We start from the raw sequence: 16,951 nt of genomic DNA on the forward strand, positions 1-16,951 counted from the left end.
CCGCTGTGATGAGAATGTGAAGGCCTTTTACGAGGCTCTGGTAGCTCGCGGCAAGAAGAAAATGCAAGCCATCGGAGCGGTGATGCGCAAATACCTGACCGGGTTATGGGCGTGCATGCGTTCTGGAGAAGAATTTGATACGGCCAAGCTTTTCAGCGAAAAACATCTCGCGAAAGCTTGACCGTGAACAGAGTATCTACAGGTTCTGTGTGTGTTGCAGATTACGGGTTGAAGGGGATGAATTCGGTCACTTCCAGGTCGAAACCGGACACGGCCTTGTACGGCACCGGCGAGCTCATCAGGCGCATTTTGCGCACGTTCTGGTCACGCAGGATCTGAGCGCCGATGCCCAGGGTCCGTTGCGGAAACTGCGGTGCACGTGGTTTGCCGCCGCTGCGTTGGCGCAACTGTTCGAGCACACCCTCGGCAGTTTCCTTCTGCGCCAGCACCACCAGCACGCCACACCCGGCAGCCGCAATGCTGGCCAGCGAACGTTCGAGGGTCCATTGTTGCGCCCCGCCTTCACTCTCGCCGCCCAGCACATCGCGCAAGGTCTCGATACTTTGCACCCGCACCAACACCGGTTGTGAACTGTCGATCCGCCCCTTGACCAATGCCAGGTGCAAGGATCCCTGATAGGTGTCCTGATACGTCGTCACCTGGAACTCACCATGGCGGGTGTGCAACGGGTACTCGCCACCGCGCTCGATCGTGCCTTCATGCAGGATCCGGTAGTGAATCAGGTCGGCAATGCTGCCGATCCGCAGCCCATGCTGCTGGGCAAACTCATGCAACTCGGCACCCCGGGCCAGTTCGCCGTCCTCGTTGAGAATCCCCACCAGGGTTGCCGCCGGTTGCAGCCCTGCCAACCGCGTCAAATCACAAGCCGCCTCGACATGCCCTGCGCGCTGCATGACGCCGCCGGGCAAGGCCTGCACCGGGAAGATGTGCCCCGGTTGCACCAGGTCCGCCGGACCGCTGGCCGGGTCGACCGCAACCTGGATCGACCGCGCCCGGTCCGCCGCCGAGATGCCGGTGGACACACCGGTGGCCGCTTCAATCGAGCGGGTAAAACCCACGCCATGCTGCGCCCGGGAGTTGGGCACCATCAGGTCCAGCCCCAGCGCTCGGCAGCGTTGCTCGGTCAAGGCCAGGCAGATCAGCCCGCGCGCCTGCACCGCCATGAACGTGACCGCCTCGGCCCCGGCCTGTTCGGCGGCCATCAACAGCGAGCCTTCGCCGTTGTGTTCGTCATCGGTGATCACCACCATGTGACCGGCGCGAATGGCTTCGATCAGCTGTGGCACCGTGTTGAAAGTCGGGGCATTCACAGCAGTGCTCCACGCAGATCGGCGCACGCGTCTGTCAGCGCTTGCGCGGCGGCCTCAACAAACGGCGCCATGCTGATAAAGCCGTGAATCATGCCTTCGTAACGCTGCACGCGCACCGGCACACCGGCTTCGCGCAGGCACTCGGCCAACGCCTCGCCCTCGTCCCGCAGCGGATCGAAGCCGGCGGTGAACAACGTGGTCGGCGGCAAGCCTGCCAGGCTTTCGGCGCGCAATGGCGAGGCCAGCGAATCATCCGCCTGCCCTTCGTCTTGCAGGTATTGCTGCCAGAACCAGCGCATCGCCTTGGCGGACAGCAGATAGCTTTCGGCAAACTCCTCGAACGATTGACTGTCGCATCCCGCATCCGTGACCGGGTAGAACAGGCACTGATAGCGGATCTTCGGCCCATTGCGTTGCGCAGCCAATTGGCTGACCGCCAGCGCCAGATTGCCTCCGGCACTGTCGCCGGCCACGGCCAGACGGCGGCCATCGAAACCGAGTTCGGCGCTGTGTTCGACCAGCCAGCAGGTGGCGGCGTAGCAATCGAGCGGTGCTGCCGGGAATCTGTGTTCAGGCGCCAATCGGTAGGCCACCGACACCACCACCGCCTCTGCCTGCCGGGCCAGCGAACGGCACAGATTGTCGTGGGTATCGAGATTGCCCATGACGAAACCGCCGCCATGGAAAAACACCAGCAGCGGCAGGTTGTGCTGCTCCGATGGCCGATACAGTCGCGCATCCAGCTCACCGTCCGCACCCGCGACCCGCAACTCACGCACCTCACTCATCGGGTCGCCAGGAATGGCCGGCAGCCTGTTGTCGGAGAACTGCCGGTATTGAACGGCGTCGACCTGGCGGTAATCAGGTTCCGCAATGTCGCGAAACTGCTGGAGCACCCCAGCGATCTGCTTATCGAGCGGCATGGGCATCGTCCTCTACGTCGGCCATTTGAAACTGTGGATTGGTCTCGCCCAGGATGCTTTGCACCCGGCGTTCGAGGGCCGGTTTGAAGCCCTTGTGGGGCAAGATCCAGAAGCGTTTTTCGGCGATGGCATCAAACACTTTTGCCGCCAGTTCCACCGGAGTCATGCCCTGGCGAATGGTACTGTCGAGTAACTGGCTGAAGTCTGAACCTGCGGTGTCGACCACCTGGTTCGAGGCCATGATTTCACTGGCCACCGGCCCCGGGCACAGCACCGACACTGACACCGGCGCACCGATCATGGCCAGTTCGTAATGCAGCGTTTCCGAGAGCGCGACCACCGCTTGCTTGGTCACGTTGTACGGCGCCATCAACGGGCTGGTGACCAGCCCGGCAAGGGACGCGGTGTTGATCACATGGGCCGGCCGGCCCTGGCTGAGCAACAGCGGCACGAAGCTGCGAATGCCGTTGATCACGCCGTTGAGGTTGACGTTCAACATGCGCTGCCACTGCGCGTCGGTGACTTCCCAGCTGAAGCCGGTTTGCATCACGCCGGCGTTATTAAACAGCAGGTCGACCCCACCAAAGTGCTCGACAGCCCGGTCGCGCAAACGCTCGACTTGCTTCGCATCGCCGACATCGGTGACGCAGGCAATCGCTTGCACACCGCTGGCCTTCAATTCGTCGCACAGGTCTTGCAGCCCCGCTGCGTCCCGATCGGCCAGCACCAGGCGCATGCCCTGCGTCGCCGCGTGTTCGGCCAGGCCACGGCCAATGCCACTGGCGGCCCCGGTGATCACTGCCACCGGCCCTCGTTCATTACTCATCGCCAACTCCTGCCATGGGTCCAATGACACCAGTAGAGCGGGCCAGTCAAACGCAGCCATCGTCCATTCAGACGATGCCCGCTTTTACAGGGCCGGCAGAATCCGTTACGTGCGCCCACCCCGTGATCCCTTGGGAGAATAATAAGATGAGTACCCTGCACCGCATCGAAGCCAAACTGCTGGAAGACCGCTACGCCCGCGGTTGGCATTGCCTGGGCCTGGCCGCCCAATACCGTGACGGCAAGGCCCATCGCCTGGACGTGTTCGGCACCCGCCTGGTGGCGTTCCAGGGTGAAGATGGTGAGCTGCATATTCTCGACGGCTACTGCCCGCACATGGGTGCTGACCTGAGCACCGGTTGCGTCGAAGGCAACTCGATCCGCTGCCCGTTCCATGCCTGGCGCTGGGGCGCCGATGGCGTATGCGATGACATCCCGTACGCCAAACGCATTCCGCCACGGGCCAGGATCAAGAGCTGGCCGATCATGGAGGAAAACCAGCTGCTGTTCGTCTGGAACGACCCCGAAGGCAACCCGCCGCTGCCGGAACAACGCATCCCGCGCATCGACGCCTGCTTCAGTGACGAGTGGGCGGCGTGGGAAGTGGCTGAGTTGCAGATCGGCACCCACTGCCGCGAACTGATCGACAACATCGCCGACATGGCGCACTTCGGCACCGTGCACGGCGCGCCGGTCGACGAGTTCATCAACGTCTTTGAAGGCCACTTGGCCACGCAGATCATGCGTGCCCGCAGCGAGCGCTTGTCCGGTGACAGCGTGTTGAGCACCGAGGCCACCTACTTCGGCCCGGCTTATCAAATCACTGACATGAAAGGCGCGATGAACGGCCAGCCGATCCACTCGATCCTGCTCAATTGCCACGTGCCGATCGACCTCGATAGCTTCACCCTGCGCTACGGCGTGCTGGTGAAAAAAATCCCGGGCTTGAGCGCAGAGCAGAACCAGGAAATGGCCAAGGCCTACGTGGCGCAGGCGCAGGCAGCTTTCTACGAGGACGTGGCGATCTGGCACAGCAAGACCCGCGTCGACAACCCGCTACTGTGTGACGGCGACGGCCCGGTGTATCAACTGCGTCGTTGGTACGAGCAGTTCTACACCGACGTCGAGGCGCTGTCGGCGGACGTTGCCGAGCACAAGCAGTATGTCGTGCGCGCCAGCGAACGGGTCTGACGCCAGCGGCTTTTCGCCCGCCCCGGGCCTGACTGGCAGCCGCCGGTCAGGCCCGGAGCCCGAGCGTTGCAAGGAGTCGATACCGGCGCTTATCCTCGGCCACCGCCAACGCTAATAATAAAAACGGTTTTCCCTTATGCAGCAGAGCCTCAGCCTCGATACGTTCAGTGATTTGATCGGCAACCTTTATCAGGGCCCGCTGGAAACCATTCCCTGGGCGACTTTTCTCAATCAGCTCAACGTGCACCTCAACAGCAAGTACGTGACCTTCATCCTGCGTCCGCCCAGCGCCCACGTGGACGGCTTGATGGTCAACACCACCGGCACCTCGACCGAGGCGACGGCGTCGTACAACAAACACTTTTTCAGCCTCGATCCGTTCGTCGACCTGCCCAATCGCCAGGTCGTGACCCTCGCCGAATTCGTCTCCAATGACGACTGGCAGAATTGCGAGTTCTACAAGAATTTCCTTGAGCCGGTGGACGTGTTCCACATCCTCGGCGCCGACATCAACACCGTCGACGGCGCCCAGTGCCGCATCCGCATCAGCCGCGGGCGTGACGACAAGCCCTTCGGCAACGAAGAAAAGGCCATGCTCACGCATTTCATTGCGCACCTGGAACGCTCGATCAAGATCCACATGCAGCTCAACCGCATCGAAGCCGAGCGCAACCTGTACGCCGGCGCGGTGAACCAGATGGCGGTCGGCACGATCATCCTCGATGAGTCCGGCAAGGTGTTGCAGACCAACCAGGTGGCCGACCGGCTGATCCAGGAAAAGGACGGCATCAAACTGGTCAACGATGGCCTGCAGGTCGGTACGGCGCGCGATACCCAGGAATTCCGCCGACTGGTCAAGCAGTCGTTGCTGTCGCAAAAGAGCAGCAACCCATCGGTGGTTGAAGCTTTGCGCGTGCAGCGTCCGTCCGGCAAAGCGGATTTGGGGATCATCGTGCGTTCGGTGCCGCTGACCGACTGGAGCGAAGGCAAGCAGTGCCCGACCGTGGTGATTTTCATCAGCGACCCGGAGCAGCAATCCACCGCGCCGCAGGAAATCGTCCGAGCCTTGTTCGACTTCACCCCGGCGGAAACTCAATTGGCGATGTTGCTGGCCAACGGCCTGACCCTCGATGAAGCGTCGCAAGAGCTGGGCATCAGCCGCAACACCTCGCGGGCACACTTGCGCTCGACCTTCTCCAAGACCGGCGTGACCCGCCAGACCATGCTGGTGCGCCTGATCCTGCGCAGCGTGGCGACGCTCGGCTAAACCACATTGCCGCCCTCGTCCGCTCGGACGATGGCGGCCCCCGTGGTACAGCGCACAGTGTGCTTATCCCAAACAGGGGACTGCCCCATGCGCAACTGCCCGACCATCCTCAAGACTGAACTGCTGGCGCAAAGCGGCCACTTTCAGATCGAAGCCCTGCACCTGCAATTCAGCAACGGCCAGCAGCGGGTTTATGAACGCTTGCGCGGCACCGGTTATCGTTCGGTGATGCTGGTGGCGATGCCCGATCCGGAACATGTGCTGCTGGTGCGCGAGTACGCGGTCGGTGTGGAGAAAACCATCCTCGGATTGCCCAAGGGCGGTGCCGAGCCTGATGAGGACTATTTGCAGGCGGCGCAGCGCGAGCTGAGCGAAGAGGTCGGCCTGCGCGCCGAACGCCTGACCGAACTGGGCGAACTGACCCTGGCACCCGGGCACCTGTGCCATCGCTACCGGGTGGTACTCGCCGAACACCTGAGCCCCTGCCAACTGCAAGGCGACGAACCCGAGCCCCTGGAATGCCTGCGCGTCCCATTGGCGCAAATCCCCGAACTGGTGGCCGGCGGCGACCTCAACGAGGCCCGGGCGATTGCCGCCCTGTTCATGGCCATGGGTGCCCTCGCCCGCCGCACCTGATATCCATCAACAACGCCATCGCTGGCAAGCCAGTTTTCCCGGTGGTTCGCCGATCTCGAGTACGCCCGATAATTCTGTAGGCGCTGGCTTGCCAGCGAAGAGGCCGGCACATTCAACATCCCCGTCGCCTGACACACCGCCTTCGCTGGCAAGCCAGCTCCTACAGGTTTCTGGTGGTTCGCCGATGTCGAGTACACCCGATAATTCTGTAGGAGCTGGCTTGCCAGCGAAGAGGCCGGCACATTCAACACCCCCGTCGCCTGACACACCGCCTTCGCTGGCAAGCCAGCTCCTACAGGTTTCTGGTGGTTCGCCGATGTCGAGTACACCCGATAACCCTGTAGGAGCTGGCTTGCCAGCGAAGAGGCCGGCATATCCAACATCGATGGTGACTGACAGGCCGCCTTCGCTGGCAAGCCAGCTCCTACAAGGGTGCCTGCGGTTCAGCGGCTAGTCCATTCGGACGAAGCGACTCTTGCGGCGCCGCCATAACCTGTCTCTACAACAATAAAACCGTGTCGAGACCCATCATGCGCAAAACGACTTGTGCTCTGTTCATCATCCTCTGTGCGGGGGCTTCCACCAGCCTGTGTCAATTGTTCAAGGATGAAGCTTATCGACCGACCACCGCGTATTTCAGCTGTTCGAGCACGGCCGTCAACTGTTACCCGCCTGTGGTGCGCAATCTGCTGCCTTGAGCACGCTTTGCAAACGCCACAAAAAAACCACCGAATCCGGTGGTTTTTGTGTGCCTGCAACAATCAGGTCGGCAAGACCCCGCGAGCCCGGGACAAGGTCAATGCCAGGTCTTCAATCATGTCCTCCTGACCGCCCACGGTTCCGCGACGACCCAGCTCCACCAACAACTCACGCGCGGCAATGCCGTACTTCTGCTCCGCACGCTTGGCGAACAGCAGGAACGAGCTGTAGACCCCGGCATAACCCAAGGTCAGCGCATCGCGGTCGAGGCGGATCGGCTGGTCCATCATCGGCACCACGAGGTCTTCGGCGACGTCCATGATTTTGTACAGGTCGACGCCACTGTTCACGCCCATGCGTTCCAGCACCGCGACGAACACTTCCAGCGGCGTGTTGCCTGCCCCCGCGCCGAGGCCTGCAACCGAACCGTCGATGCGTGCAGCACCGGCCTCGATGGCGGCCAGGGAGTTGGCGATGGCCATGCCCATGTTGTGGTGGCCGTGGAAACCCACTTCGGTCCCCGCATTCAGCCCCGCGCGCAGGGCGCCGATTTTTTGCATTACTTCATCAGGCAGCATGTAGCCGGCCGAGTCGGTGCAGTAGATGCAGTTGGCGCCGTAGCTTTCCATCAAGCGCGCCTGCTCGAGCAATTTCTCCGGGCTGACCATGTGCGCCATCATCAGGAAACCGACGGTGTCCAGGCCCATCTTCGCCGACATGCCGATGTGCTGGCCGGACACGTCCGCCTCGGTGCAGTGAGTGGCGACGCGAATGGTCGACACACCATGTTCGTGAGCCATTCTCAGGTGATCCAGCGTGCCGATACCCGGGAGCAACAGCGCCGAAACCTTGGCCTGTTTCATCTGCGGGACCACCGCAGCGAAGTACTGCTCATCGCTGTGCGCCGGGAAGCCGTAGTTCAGCGAAGCACCGCCCAGGCCATCGCCGTGGGTGATTTCGATCAACGGCACACCCGCGGCATCGAGGCCGGTGGCCACCGAAACCATTTGTTCGATACTGATTTGGTGCTGTTTGGCGTGCATGCCGTCGCGCAGGCTCATGTCGTGCAGGCGGACGCTTTTACCTTGCAAATTCATCGGGATTCTCCACTCAACGGACAGGCAGTTGCAGGGCGCCCTTGTGGGCTTCTTCGGCGAACATCTCGGCGGTGCGCAAACCGGCGGCGGTCATGATGTCGAGGTTACCGGCGGACTTGGGCAGGAAATCGCCGAGGCCTTCGACCTCGATGAAGAGAGAGACCTTGCGCCCGTCGAACACCGGTCCGTTGATCAGCTTGTAGCCGGGGACATAGCGCTGCACTTCGCGGACCATTTCCAGTACCGAGGTGCGGATCGCATCCTGGTTCGGCTCGTCATCGGTCAGGCAGTGGATGGTGTCGCGCATCATCAGCGGCGGCTCGGCCGGGTTGATCACGATGATCGCCTTGCCACGGCGGGCGCCGCCGATCTTCTCCACGGCACCGGCGGTGGTGCGGGTGAATTCGTCGATGTTCTGCCGCGTGCCCGGCCCCACTGAACCGGAGGACACCGTGGCAACGATTTCGCCATAGCTCACCGGCTGCACCCGGGACACGGCCGCGACCATCGGGATGGTCGCCTGGCCACCGCAGGTGACCATGTTGACGTTCATCGCCAAGCTGGACGCGTGCTCCTTGAGGTTGACCGGCGGCACGCAATACGGGCCGATAGCCGCCGGCGTGAGGTCAATCATGATCACACCCAGCGCGTTGAGCTTGCGGCTGTTTTGCGCATGCACATAGGCCGAGGTGGCGTCGAAGGCGATGCGAATATCATCGTCGAGCACGTGCGGTAGCAGGCCATCGACGCCGCCGGCGGTGGTTTTGATGCCCATTTCCCGGGCACGCTTGAGGCCTTCGGATTCAGGATCGACACCGACCATCCACACCGGCTCGATCCACTCCGACCGGCACATTTTCATCAGCAAGTCGGTGCCGATGTTGCCGGGGCCGATAATGGCCGCTCTGAGTTTTTTGCTCATTCGGTCAAACTCCAAAAGTCAGGCGCAGAAAGACACCCGGGCGCTGCCCAGGCCATCAATGGTCAATTCAAAACGGTCGCCGGCACGGGCCGGTTCCAGTGGCACCAGAGAGCCCGAGAGAATGATCTCTCCGGCCTTGAACGGAATGCCGAACGCGCCAAGAGTGTTGGCCAGCCAGGCCACGGCGGTCAGCGGGTTGCCCTGCACCGCCGAGCCGAGGCCTTCGCTCAAAGGCTCGCCGTTCTTGAACACGCGCATGCGCAGATTCGGCAAATCCAGCTCACGCGGGTCGACCTGGCTGTCGCCCAGCACGAACACCCCGCAAGAGGCGTTGTCCGCGACCGTGTCCTGAATGCGGATGCGCCAGTCGTGAATCCGCGAGTCAACGATCTCGAAGCACGGCATCACGTATTCGGTAGCGTCCAGTACGTCAGCTTCGGTGATGCCGGGGCCGACCAGGTCACGCTTGAGCCTGAAGGCGATCTCGCCCTCGGCACGGGGCTGGATCAGTTTGTTGGCCGACAGGGAAATCTGCGCATCGTGATCGAACGACATCTGCCGGGTGATGAAGCCAAAATCCGGCTGATGCACGTTGAGCATCTGCTGCACGGCCGCCGAGGTCACGCCGATTTTCTTGCCGACGATCCGGTCCCCGGCCGCCACCCGACGCTCAATGGCGTACAGCGAGATGTGGTAGGCGTCTTCGATGCTGATCGACGGCCAACGCTCGGTCAACGGCGCCAAAGTGGAGCCGCTGAGCAGCGCCTGATAAAGCTCTTCGCCGAACTCGCGGCGCAATTGCACGCTCATCCGCGGGCCTCCTGAAGAAACGCCAGGCACTGGCGGTTGAAAAAGTCACGGTGCTCGACCTGCACCCAATGCCCGCACTCGCTGAGCATCACGAAGCGGATTTTGCTGCAGTTCTCCAGCATGGTCTGGGCGCCGGAGGACGGGCAGAACTTGTCGTTCATGCCCCAGAAACCGAGGATCGGGCATTGCAGCTCGGCCAACCGCGCGGTCATGTTCGGCACCTGCATGGTCGACAGCACGCACACCGGTTGCTGTTGCACCACGGCCACGCGCTCGTTGACCGTTTCGTCACTGATCAGGCTTTCATCGAACAGTTGCAGGGCCAACAAGCGACGCATGCCCGCCGCGTCGTTCAGCTCACCCTTGGCGAAGGCCGCGCCCATTTTCTGGATGCCTTCCATTTGCAGGTAATACTGTTCCTTTTCCATCAGGCCACCGGGGGCCATCAGCACCAGGCGACGGACGCGCTGCGGTTGGTCGAGGGCCAGTTTGATGGCGATCGCGCCGCCCAGCGAATTGCCGACCAGCACACAACGCTGGATATCCAGCGCATCGAGCAGTCCGCTCAGGGCCGCGACGAAGAAGTCCAGGGTGTAGAGGGTATCGGGTTTGTCCGAAGCGCCATAACCCGGCAGGTCCGGGACGATCACCCGATAACCGGCGTCGGCGAACACCGGGTAGTTCTGCTTGAAGTTGCTGTGCCCGCTGGCGCCCGGCCCGCTGCCATGGATGAAAATCACCGGCTCGCCGTTGCCAGTGTCTTGCCCGGCGATGTCTTTGTAGTGCAGCTGCAAACCGTCCGGCAGCGTAACGAAGTGCCCTTGCGCTGAAGCGCCCATTAGGTGTCCTCCCGGCCTGTTGTTGTACCGGGATTATTCCGAGGGCCCGGGTGCGCAACATCGTCCGACAGGACTACACCCGACATCTCCTGTGTGCGAGCCTGCACACCAGTTTTGTGAACGCAAATGAAAACTGTGGGAGCCGGCTAGCCGGCGAAAACGGCGGCACTGGCACAAACAAAAACGGCACCTTTCGGTGCCGTTTGCGTTGACAGGCCAGCGATTACTTACGTGCATCCGCCCACGATTTCAGCAGCTCGTTGTAGCTCACGGTTTCGCCCTTCGGCTTCTCGTTAGCCAGTTTCGGCTTCGGTGCGCCCGGTTGGTCGAACCAATATTGCGCATCGCGTTCCGGGTTCATTTTCGGGGCGCAGGTGGCTTGTGCTTTCGAGCGTTCCAGGCGGCTCATGATTGCATCCTGATCCTTGGCCAGGCCGTCCAATGCTTGTTGCGGGGTCTTGTCGCCGCTGGCGGCTTCGGCGATGTGACTCCACCACAGTTGCGCCAGACGCGGATAATCCGGCACGTTGGTCCCGGTCGGGGTCCATTGCACACGGGCCGGGCTGCGGTAGAACTCCACCAGGCCACCAAGTTTCGGCGCCAGGTCGGTCATGGCTTGCGAGTTGATGTCCGACTCGCGGATGGGTGTCAGGCCAACGATGGTTTTCTTCAGCGACACGGTTTTCGAGGTCACGAACTGCGCGTACAGCCAGGCCGCGAGTTTTTGCTTCTCAGGCGTGGACTTCATGAAGGTCCAGGACCCCACGTCCTGATAACCCAGCTTCATGCCCTCCTCCCAGTACGGCCCACGCGGCGATGGCGCCATCCGCCATTTCGGCGTGCCATCGGCATTCACCACCGGCAGCCCCGGCTTGGTCATGTCGGCGGTGAACGCGGTGTACCAGAAGATCTGCTGAGCGATGTTGCCCTGGGACGGCACCGGGCCGGATTCGGAGAAGGTCATGCCTGCCGCTTCCGGTGGCGCATAGGCCTTGAGCCAGTCGACGTACTTCTGCGTGGCGAACACCGCCGCCGGCCCGTTGGTGTCGCCGCCGCGGGTCACGCTGGAACCGACCGGATGGCAATCCTCGACACGAATCCCCCACTCGTCCACCGGCAAGCCATTGGGCAGGCCCTTGTCGCCGCCGCCGGCCATGGAAAACCAGGCATCGGTGAAGCGCCAGCCCAGGGACGGGTCTTTCTTGCCGTAGTCCATGTGACCGTAAACACGTTTGCCGTCGATTTCCTTGACGTCTTCGCTGAAGAACTTGGCGATGTCTTCATAGGCCGACCAGTTCACCGGCACGCCCAGGTCGTAACCGTACTTTTCCTTGAACTTGGCCTTCAGCTCCGGCCGCTCGAACCAGTCGGCGCGGAACCAATAGAGGTTGGCGAACTGCTGGTCGGGCAACTGGTAGATCTTGCCGTCCGGCGCGGTGGTGAAGGAAATGCCGATGAAGTCCTTGATGTCCAGGGTCGGCGAGGTGTAGTCCTTGCCTTCGTTGGCCATCAGGTCGGTGATCGCTTCGGTCTTGCCATAGCGAAAGTGTGTACCGATCAGGTCCGAATCGTTGACCCAGCCGTCATAGATGCTCTTGTCCGACTGCATCACCGTCTGCAGTTTCTCCACCACGTCGCCCTCTTGCAGCAAGTCGTGGGTGACCTTGATCCCGGTGATTTCGGTGAAGGCCTTGGCCAGTACCTTGGACTCATATTCGTGCGTGGTCAGGGTTTCCGAGACCACCTTGATGTCCATCCCGCGAAACGGCTCGGCGGCCTTGATGAACCACTTCAATTCCGCAAGCTGCTGATCGGCCGTCAGGGTGGACGGCTTGAACTCGCTGCCGATCCATTTTTTCGCGGCATCCTCGTAGGCATCGGCCCAGGCAGACACGCTCAAACCGCTGAGTGCCAGCATGGCGGCCAATGAAATGCTATGTCGCAGCTTATTGTTTTTGTCGAACATAGAAACCTCCCGTTTAGTTTTCGGAGCAACAGTGCCGAGCGATTCGACTAGCCCCAACGCATCACAGCCAACAGCCACACCAGGGACAACGCGAAGGCGACCCAGATGCTCCAGTCGGTGACGCCGATTACCAGCAAATGCAGGTAGGCGCTGCCGAGAAGACCGATGAACAAGCGATCGCCACGGGTGGTGGCAATCGGTAGAAAACCTCGCCGCAGTACGCTCGGCGAACGCAGTTCCCAGGTGGTCATGCCCACCAGGATCAAGCCAATCACGGCGAAGAACGCGGCCGTTGGGACCGTCCAGCTCATCCATTCCATCATCAGTTCCTCATACCCGGCCCAGGGCAAAGCCCTTGGCCACGTGGTTGCGAACAAACCAGATCACCAGCATGCCCGGCAGGATGGTCAACACCCCAGCCGCCGCGAGCACGCCCCAATCGATGCCGGACGCCGAGACCGTGCGGGTCATCACCGCCGCAATCGGCTTGGCGTTCACCGAGGTCAAGGTTCGCGCCAGCAGCAGTTCGACCCAGGAAAACATGAAGCAGAAAAACGCCGTCACACCGATACCCGAGCCGATCAGCGGGACGAAAATCTTCACAAAGAACTTGGGAAAGCTGTAGCCGTCGATGTAGGCGGTTTCGTCGATTTCCTTGGGCACGCCGGACATGAAGCCTTCGAGAATCCACACTGCCAGCGGCACGTTGAACAGGCAGTGCGCGAGGGCCACGGCGATGTGCGTATCGAACAGGCCGATCGACGAATACAGTTGGAAAAACGGCAGCAGGAACACCGCCGGCGGCGCCATGCGGTTGGTCAGCAGCCAGAAGAACAGGTGCTTGTCGCCGAGGAAGCGATAACGCGAGAACGCATAGGCCGCTGGCAGCGCCACGCTCAGGGAAATCACCGTGTTCAGGCTCACGTAGTACAGCGAGTTGAGGTAACCGGTGTACCAGCTAGGGTCGGTGAAGATCACCTTGTAGTTGTGGAAGGTGAAGTCCTGCGGGAACAACGTCAGGCCGCCGAGGATTTCGGTGTTGCTCTTGAAGGACATGTTCAGCAGCCAGTAGATCGGCACCAGCAGGAACAGGATGTAGAGCAGCAGTGGAAACAGCTTTCTCTTGCTCATGGCGGGCCTCAGCGGTTGGCGTCGGAGTGAGTCATGGCGGTGTAGAACAGCCACGACACCAACAGGATGATCAGGAAGTACACCAGCGAGAATGCCGCCGCCGGCCCCAGGTCGAATTGCCCTACGGCCATCTGGGTCAGGGTCTGACTGAGGAAGGTCGTGGCATTGCCCGGACCGCCACCGGTCAGTACGAAGGGTTCGGTGTAGATCATGAAGCTGTCCATGAAACGCAGCATCACCGCGATCAACAGCACACTCTTGAGCTTGGGCAACTGGATATGCCTGAACACCGCCCAGGCCGAGGCCCGGTCGATCCGCGCCGCCTGGTAATACACGTCCGGAATCGCCCGCAACCCGGAAAAGCACAGCAGCGCCACCAGCGAGGTCCAGTGCCAGACGTCCATCACCAACACGGTGACCCAGGCGTCCATGGTGTTGGCCGCATAGTTGTAGCTGATGCCTATGGCATTGAGGCTCGAACCGAGCAGGCCGATGTCGGCACGGCCGAAGATCTGCCAGATGGTGCCGACCACGTTCCACGGAATCAGTAGCGGAATCGCCAACACGATCAACACCACCGACGACCAGCGACCCTTGGTCGGCATGGTCAGCGCAATCGCAATGCCCAGGGGAATTTCGATCAGCAGCACACAGGCCGAATAGATGAACTGGCGCAGTAACGAATCATGCAAACGCGGGTCAAGCAGCACTTGCTTGTACCAATCGGCACCGACGAAATAGCGGCTGGACTGGTCGAAGATGTCCTGCACCGAATAGTTGACCACGGTCATCATCGGGATCACCGCACTGAACGCCACCAGCAGGAACACCGGGAGCACCAGCCACCAGGCCTTGTTGTTCTGCACCTTGTTCATGGCTGCACCTCATGGCTGGCATTGGCTTCGAGCAGGAATTCATCGGCGTAGACCATCAGCCACTGCGACGGGAAACTGATGTAGGCCGTGCCTTGCGGCACCGGTTTGTCTTCGGCCAGGCGTACTTTCAGGGTGGCGCCGTCGAGGTTGAGGGTCATGATCTTGTAGGTGCCCAGGTCTTCGACGTGTACGACCTGGGCCCGCATTGCGTCATCAAAGGCTTCGTCCCACACATGGATGAACTCCGGGCGAATGCCGACTTTCAGGGTGTGCCATTCGGATTCAGCGATACGCTGCTGCATGGCCTCGGACAGCGGCAGGTGGGTCGAGGCGAACCCGGCACCGCCCGGTTGTGGCTTTACCTCGATCAGGTTCATCCCCGGGCTGCCGATGAAGTAGCCGACAAAGGTGTGGCTCGGGCGCTCGAACAATTCCCGCGGGGAGCCGAACTGCACGATCTGCCCGCCGTACATCACCGCGATCTTGTCGGCGAAGGTCGAGGCCTCCAGTTGATCGTGGGTGACGTAGACCATAGTGATGTTGAACTGCTCGTGGATCTGCTTGAGCTTGCGTCGCAGTTTCCACTTCAGGTGCGGGTCGATCACCGTCAGCGGCTCGTCAAACAGGATCGCCGACACGTCATCGCGTACCAGCCCGCGTCCCATGGAAACTTTCTGTTTTTCATCGGCGGTGAGGTTGCGGGCCTTTTTGCCCAGCAGGTTTTGCAGGTCGAGGACCTCGGCGATTTCCTGCACCTTACTGTGCACCCTGGCCTCGGCCATGCCCTGATTGCGCAACGGGAACGCCAGGTTATCGAACACCGTCATGGTGTCGTAGACCACCGGAAACTGGAAAACCTGGGCGATGTTGCGCTTTTCCGGGGTCAGGTCGTTGACCGCTTTGCCGTCGAACAGCACATGGCCCTGTGACGGGCTGAGCAACCCGGAAATGATGTTGAGCAAGGTCGATTTGCCACAGCCCGATGGCCCGAGCAACGCATACGCGCCGCCCTGTTCCCAGATATGGTCCATCTCACGGATCGCGTAGTCCTCCGGTCCTGCCGGCGTCTTGGTGTAGCTGTGGGCGAGGTTTTGCAAACGGATTTCAGCCATCAGGCAACCCTCGCGACGCGCCGGCCCGGCGCCTGGACCAGCCGTCCCTGCGTATCGAACACAAACAGTTTATGGGTCGGTATGTAGATGCGAATCGGCGCATCGACGTCGTATTCGTGGACACCCGGCAAGTGCAGCACCAGCAGGAAATGCTCGTTGCGCACGTGCAGGAAGGTTTCCGAGCCGCTGATTTCCGCGACCTCGACAGTCACCGCCAGTTCGAGGTCATCGTCGTTGCTCGGCACCAGCGAGATATGGCTGGGCCGTACGCCGAAACGGAACTCTCCCTCGCCCACCGGGCGCAGGTCGACGTTCAGCGCAAAGTGCACGAAGTTGGCAAAACTCACTTCGTTGCCGGCAATGCGCCCCGGCATCAGGTTGATCGGTGGCTCGGAGAACAGCTCCGCGGCCAGCACCGTTTGCGGCTGGTGATAAACCGAGGACGACTGACCGCTCTGGATCACCCGGCCCTCGTGAAGAATGGTGGTGGTGCCGCCCAGGGCCAGCGCCTCGTTGGGCTCGGTGGTGGCGTAGATCGCGATGGTGTGGCGCGCCTTGAACAGCTCGCGCATTTCCTGGCGCAGTTCTTCGCGCAACTTGTAGTCGAGGTTGACCAGCGGCTCGTCGAACAGGATCAGTTCGGCATCCTTGACCAGCGCCCGGGCCATGGCCGTGCGTTGTTGCTGGCCGCCGGACAGCTCCAGCGGATAGCGCTTCAAGAACTTCTCGATGCGCAGCATCTTCGCCGTTTCCAGCACCTTGCCCTGGATCACCTCGTTGGATACGCCGGCCTGGCGCAGTGGCGAGGCGATGTTGTCGAACACGGTCATGGTCGGGTAATTGATGAACTGCTGATAGACCATCGACACGTTGCGCAAGCGCACCGGGCGCTGGGTGACATCGACGCCGTTCATCAGGATGCGGCCACTGTCGGGCTTGTCCAGACCGGCCATCAGGCGCATCAGGCTGGTCTTGCCGGACAAGGTACGGCCCAGCAAAACATTGAAGGATCCGGGTTCAAAACTCAGGTTGGCATCGTCGATCCAGGTCTGGCCCTCGACGGTGCGGCTGACGTGCTCCAGGGTGAGTGACATGGCTCGGCCTTTTTATTATTGGAGTCAAGCGACCGAAGCGTTAAAGCGACATCCGTGCCAAAAACCTCAAGCCATTGATTTATCTGGAAATCCCAGAAAACCACCACGAAGCGACGTTCGTTGCTGAACACAAATGAACAATCGGAAATGAACAATTGAACAGTTCATCCATTGACAGTGAACAATAGTGAACAACACTCTACGGATGCTTTTTTGCCATTGCGGGAATATCG

General features: G+C 61.3%; 16 protein-coding genes and 1 pseudogene. 4 read left to right on the plus strand and 13 right to left on the minus strand.

The genetic code is table 11. The features are described from left to right. Positions 1-181 (plus strand): annotated as a pseudogene (locus J1D76_RS03810) (IS110 family transposase); the annotation flags it as partial. A gap of 40 nt (positions 182-221) precedes the next feature. On the opposite strand, the gene ribB reads toward J1D76_RS03810, so the two are convergent. The 3 genes from ribB to J1D76_RS03825 are packed head-to-tail and all read right to left on the minus strand — an operon-like array spanning position 222 to position 3,080. Then, the gene (gene ribB / locus J1D76_RS03815; RefSeq protein ID WP_421137106.1) at positions 222-1,331 is read right to left on the minus strand and encodes a 3,4-dihydroxy-2-butanone-4-phosphate synthase; all 1,110 of its coding nucleotides are present in this window, start codon (positions 1,329-1,331) and stop codon (positions 222-224) included. Next, on the minus strand, positions 1,328-2,254 hold the full coding sequence (locus tag J1D76_RS03820; protein WP_421137107.1) for an alpha/beta hydrolase: 927 nt from the start codon (positions 2,252-2,254) through the stop codon (positions 1,328-1,330). The genes ribB and J1D76_RS03820 overlap by 4 nt, the downstream gene beginning before the upstream one ends. Further along, entirely contained in the window at positions 2,241-3,080 is an 840-nt protein-coding gene (locus J1D76_RS03825) for an SDR family NAD(P)-dependent oxidoreductase (RefSeq protein WP_421137108.1), read from the minus strand. The genes J1D76_RS03820 and J1D76_RS03825 overlap by 14 nt, the downstream gene beginning before the upstream one ends. Before the next feature lie 146 nt (positions 3,081-3,226). Between J1D76_RS03825 and J1D76_RS03830 the strand changes: the two genes are divergently transcribed. The 3 genes from J1D76_RS03830 to nudE all read left to right on the plus strand — a co-directional run bounded on the left by J1D76_RS03830 (position 3,227) and on the right by nudE (position 6,173). Continuing rightward, entirely contained in the window at positions 3,227-4,270 is a 1,044-nt protein-coding gene (locus tag J1D76_RS03830) for a Rieske 2Fe-2S domain-containing protein (protein WP_421137109.1), read from the plus strand. A 136-nt stretch (positions 4,271-4,406) separates the two neighbouring features. Beyond that, positions 4,407-5,537 carry a helix-turn-helix transcriptional regulator gene (locus tag J1D76_RS03835; protein WP_421137110.1) on the plus strand — a complete coding sequence of 377 codons (1,131 nt, stop codon included), beginning with the start codon at positions 4,407-4,409 and terminating at the stop codon, positions 5,535-5,537. A gap of 87 nt (positions 5,538-5,624) precedes the next feature. Beyond that, a complete protein-coding gene (gene nudE / locus J1D76_RS03840) occupies positions 5,625-6,173 on the plus strand; it encodes an ADP compounds hydrolase NudE (RefSeq protein ID WP_421137111.1) in 549 nt (182 codons plus the stop codon). Between the two features lie 761 nt (positions 6,174-6,934). Here the strand turns inward: nudE and dmpG are convergent. The 10 genes from dmpG to J1D76_RS03890 all read right to left on the minus strand — a co-directional run bounded on the left by dmpG (position 6,935) and on the right by J1D76_RS03890 (position 16,718). Next, on the minus strand, positions 6,935-7,969 hold the full coding sequence (gene dmpG / locus J1D76_RS03845; protein WP_421137112.1) for a 4-hydroxy-2-oxovalerate aldolase: 1,035 nt from the start codon (positions 7,967-7,969) through the stop codon (positions 6,935-6,937). A gap of 13 nt (positions 7,970-7,982) precedes the next feature. Further along, positions 7,983-8,891: an acetaldehyde dehydrogenase (acetylating) gene (locus J1D76_RS03850; RefSeq protein ID WP_421137113.1), complete on the minus strand. Its 909-nt coding sequence runs from the start codon at positions 8,889-8,891 to the stop codon at positions 7,983-7,985. An 18-nt stretch (positions 8,892-8,909) separates the two neighbouring features. Then, positions 8,910-9,701, minus strand: coding sequence for a fumarylacetoacetate hydrolase family protein (locus J1D76_RS03855; protein WP_421137114.1), 792 nt, complete (start codon positions 9,699-9,701; stop codon positions 8,910-8,912). Beyond that, entirely contained in the window at positions 9,698-10,540 is an 843-nt protein-coding gene (locus J1D76_RS03860) for an alpha/beta fold hydrolase (protein WP_421137115.1), read from the minus strand. Before J1D76_RS03860 ends, J1D76_RS03855 begins: the two co-directional genes overlap by 4 nt. A gap of 223 nt (positions 10,541-10,763) precedes the next feature. Then, the gene (locus J1D76_RS03865; RefSeq protein WP_421137116.1) at positions 10,764-12,506 is read right to left on the minus strand and encodes an extracellular solute-binding protein; all 1,743 of its coding nucleotides are present in this window, start codon (positions 12,504-12,506) and stop codon (positions 10,764-10,766) included. Positions 12,507-12,553: 47 nt separating this feature from the next. Continuing rightward, positions 12,554-12,826, minus strand: a complete 273-nt coding sequence (locus J1D76_RS03870) for a DUF2160 domain-containing protein (RefSeq protein WP_421137117.1) — start codon at positions 12,824-12,826, stop codon at positions 12,554-12,556. Positions 12,827-12,836: 10 nt separating this feature from the next. Continuing rightward, the gene (locus J1D76_RS03875) at positions 12,837-13,637 is read right to left on the minus strand and encodes a carbohydrate ABC transporter permease (RefSeq protein ID WP_421137118.1); all 801 of its coding nucleotides are present in this window, start codon (positions 13,635-13,637) and stop codon (positions 12,837-12,839) included. An 8-nt stretch (positions 13,638-13,645) separates the two neighbouring features. Beyond that, positions 13,646-14,512 (minus strand): carbohydrate ABC transporter permease, encoded by an 867-nt coding sequence (locus J1D76_RS03880; protein ID WP_421137119.1) that lies wholly within the window; start codon positions 14,510-14,512, stop codon positions 13,646-13,648. Then, complete coding sequence (locus J1D76_RS03885; protein WP_421137120.1) at positions 14,509-15,624, minus strand: ABC transporter ATP-binding protein; 1,116 nt, start codon at positions 15,622-15,624, stop codon at positions 14,509-14,511. The genes J1D76_RS03880 and J1D76_RS03885 overlap by 4 nt, the downstream gene beginning before the upstream one ends. Continuing rightward, positions 15,624-16,718, minus strand: coding sequence for an ABC transporter ATP-binding protein (locus tag J1D76_RS03890; RefSeq protein WP_421137121.1), 1,095 nt, complete (start codon positions 16,716-16,718; stop codon positions 15,624-15,626). Before J1D76_RS03890 ends, J1D76_RS03885 begins: the two co-directional genes overlap by 1 nt. Between the last annotated feature and the right edge of the window lie 233 nt (positions 16,719-16,951).

Origin of the sequence: Pseudomonas sp. NFX15 (assembly GCF_049132105.1) — a bacterium.
Taxonomy (GTDB): Bacteria; Pseudomonadota; Gammaproteobacteria; order Pseudomonadales; family Pseudomonadaceae; genus Aquipseudomonas.

Coding starts and splice junctions, on each gene's coding strand:
- J1D76_RS03820 (WP_421137107.1), bottom strand. CDS start 2,254: ATGCCGCTCGATAAGCAGATCGCTGGGGTGCTCCAGCAGTTTCGCGAC.
- J1D76_RS03825 (WP_421137108.1), bottom strand. CDS start 3,080: ATGAGTAATGAACGAGGGCCGGTGGCAGTGATCACCGGGGCCGCCAGT.
- J1D76_RS03830 (WP_421137109.1), top strand. CDS start 3,227: ATGAGTACCCTGCACCGCATCGAAGCCAAACTGCTGGAAGACCGCTAC.
- J1D76_RS03835 (WP_421137110.1), top strand. CDS start 4,407: ATGCAGCAGAGCCTCAGCCTCGATACGTTCAGTGATTTGATCGGCAAC.
- nudE (WP_421137111.1), top strand. CDS start 5,625: ATGCGCAACTGCCCGACCATCCTCAAGACTGAACTGCTGGCGCAAAGC.
- dmpG (WP_421137112.1), bottom strand. CDS start 7,969: ATGAATTTGCAAGGTAAAAGCGTCCGCCTGCACGACATGAGCCTGCGC.
- J1D76_RS03850 (WP_421137113.1), bottom strand. CDS start 8,891: ATGAGCAAAAAACTCAGAGCGGCCATTATCGGCCCCGGCAACATCGGC.
- J1D76_RS03855 (WP_421137114.1), bottom strand. CDS start 9,701: ATGAGCGTGCAATTGCGCCGCGAGTTCGGCGAAGAGCTTTATCAGGCG.
- J1D76_RS03860 (WP_421137115.1), bottom strand. CDS start 10,540: ATGGGCGCTTCAGCGCAAGGGCACTTCGTTACGCTGCCGGACGGTTTG.
- J1D76_RS03865 (WP_421137116.1), bottom strand. CDS start 12,506: ATGTTCGACAAAAACAATAAGCTGCGACATAGCATTTCATTGGCCGCC.
- J1D76_RS03870 (WP_421137117.1), bottom strand. CDS start 12,826: ATGGAATGGATGAGCTGGACGGTCCCAACGGCCGCGTTCTTCGCCGTG.
- J1D76_RS03875 (WP_421137118.1), bottom strand. CDS start 13,637: ATGAGCAAGAGAAAGCTGTTTCCACTGCTGCTCTACATCCTGTTCCTG.
- J1D76_RS03880 (WP_421137119.1), bottom strand. CDS start 14,512: ATGAACAAGGTGCAGAACAACAAGGCCTGGTGGCTGGTGCTCCCGGTG.
- J1D76_RS03885 (WP_421137120.1), bottom strand. CDS start 15,624: ATGGCTGAAATCCGTTTGCAAAACCTCGCCCACAGCTACACCAAGACG.
- J1D76_RS03890 (WP_421137121.1), bottom strand. CDS start 16,718: ATGTCACTCACCCTGGAGCACGTCAGCCGCACCGTCGAGGGCCAGACC.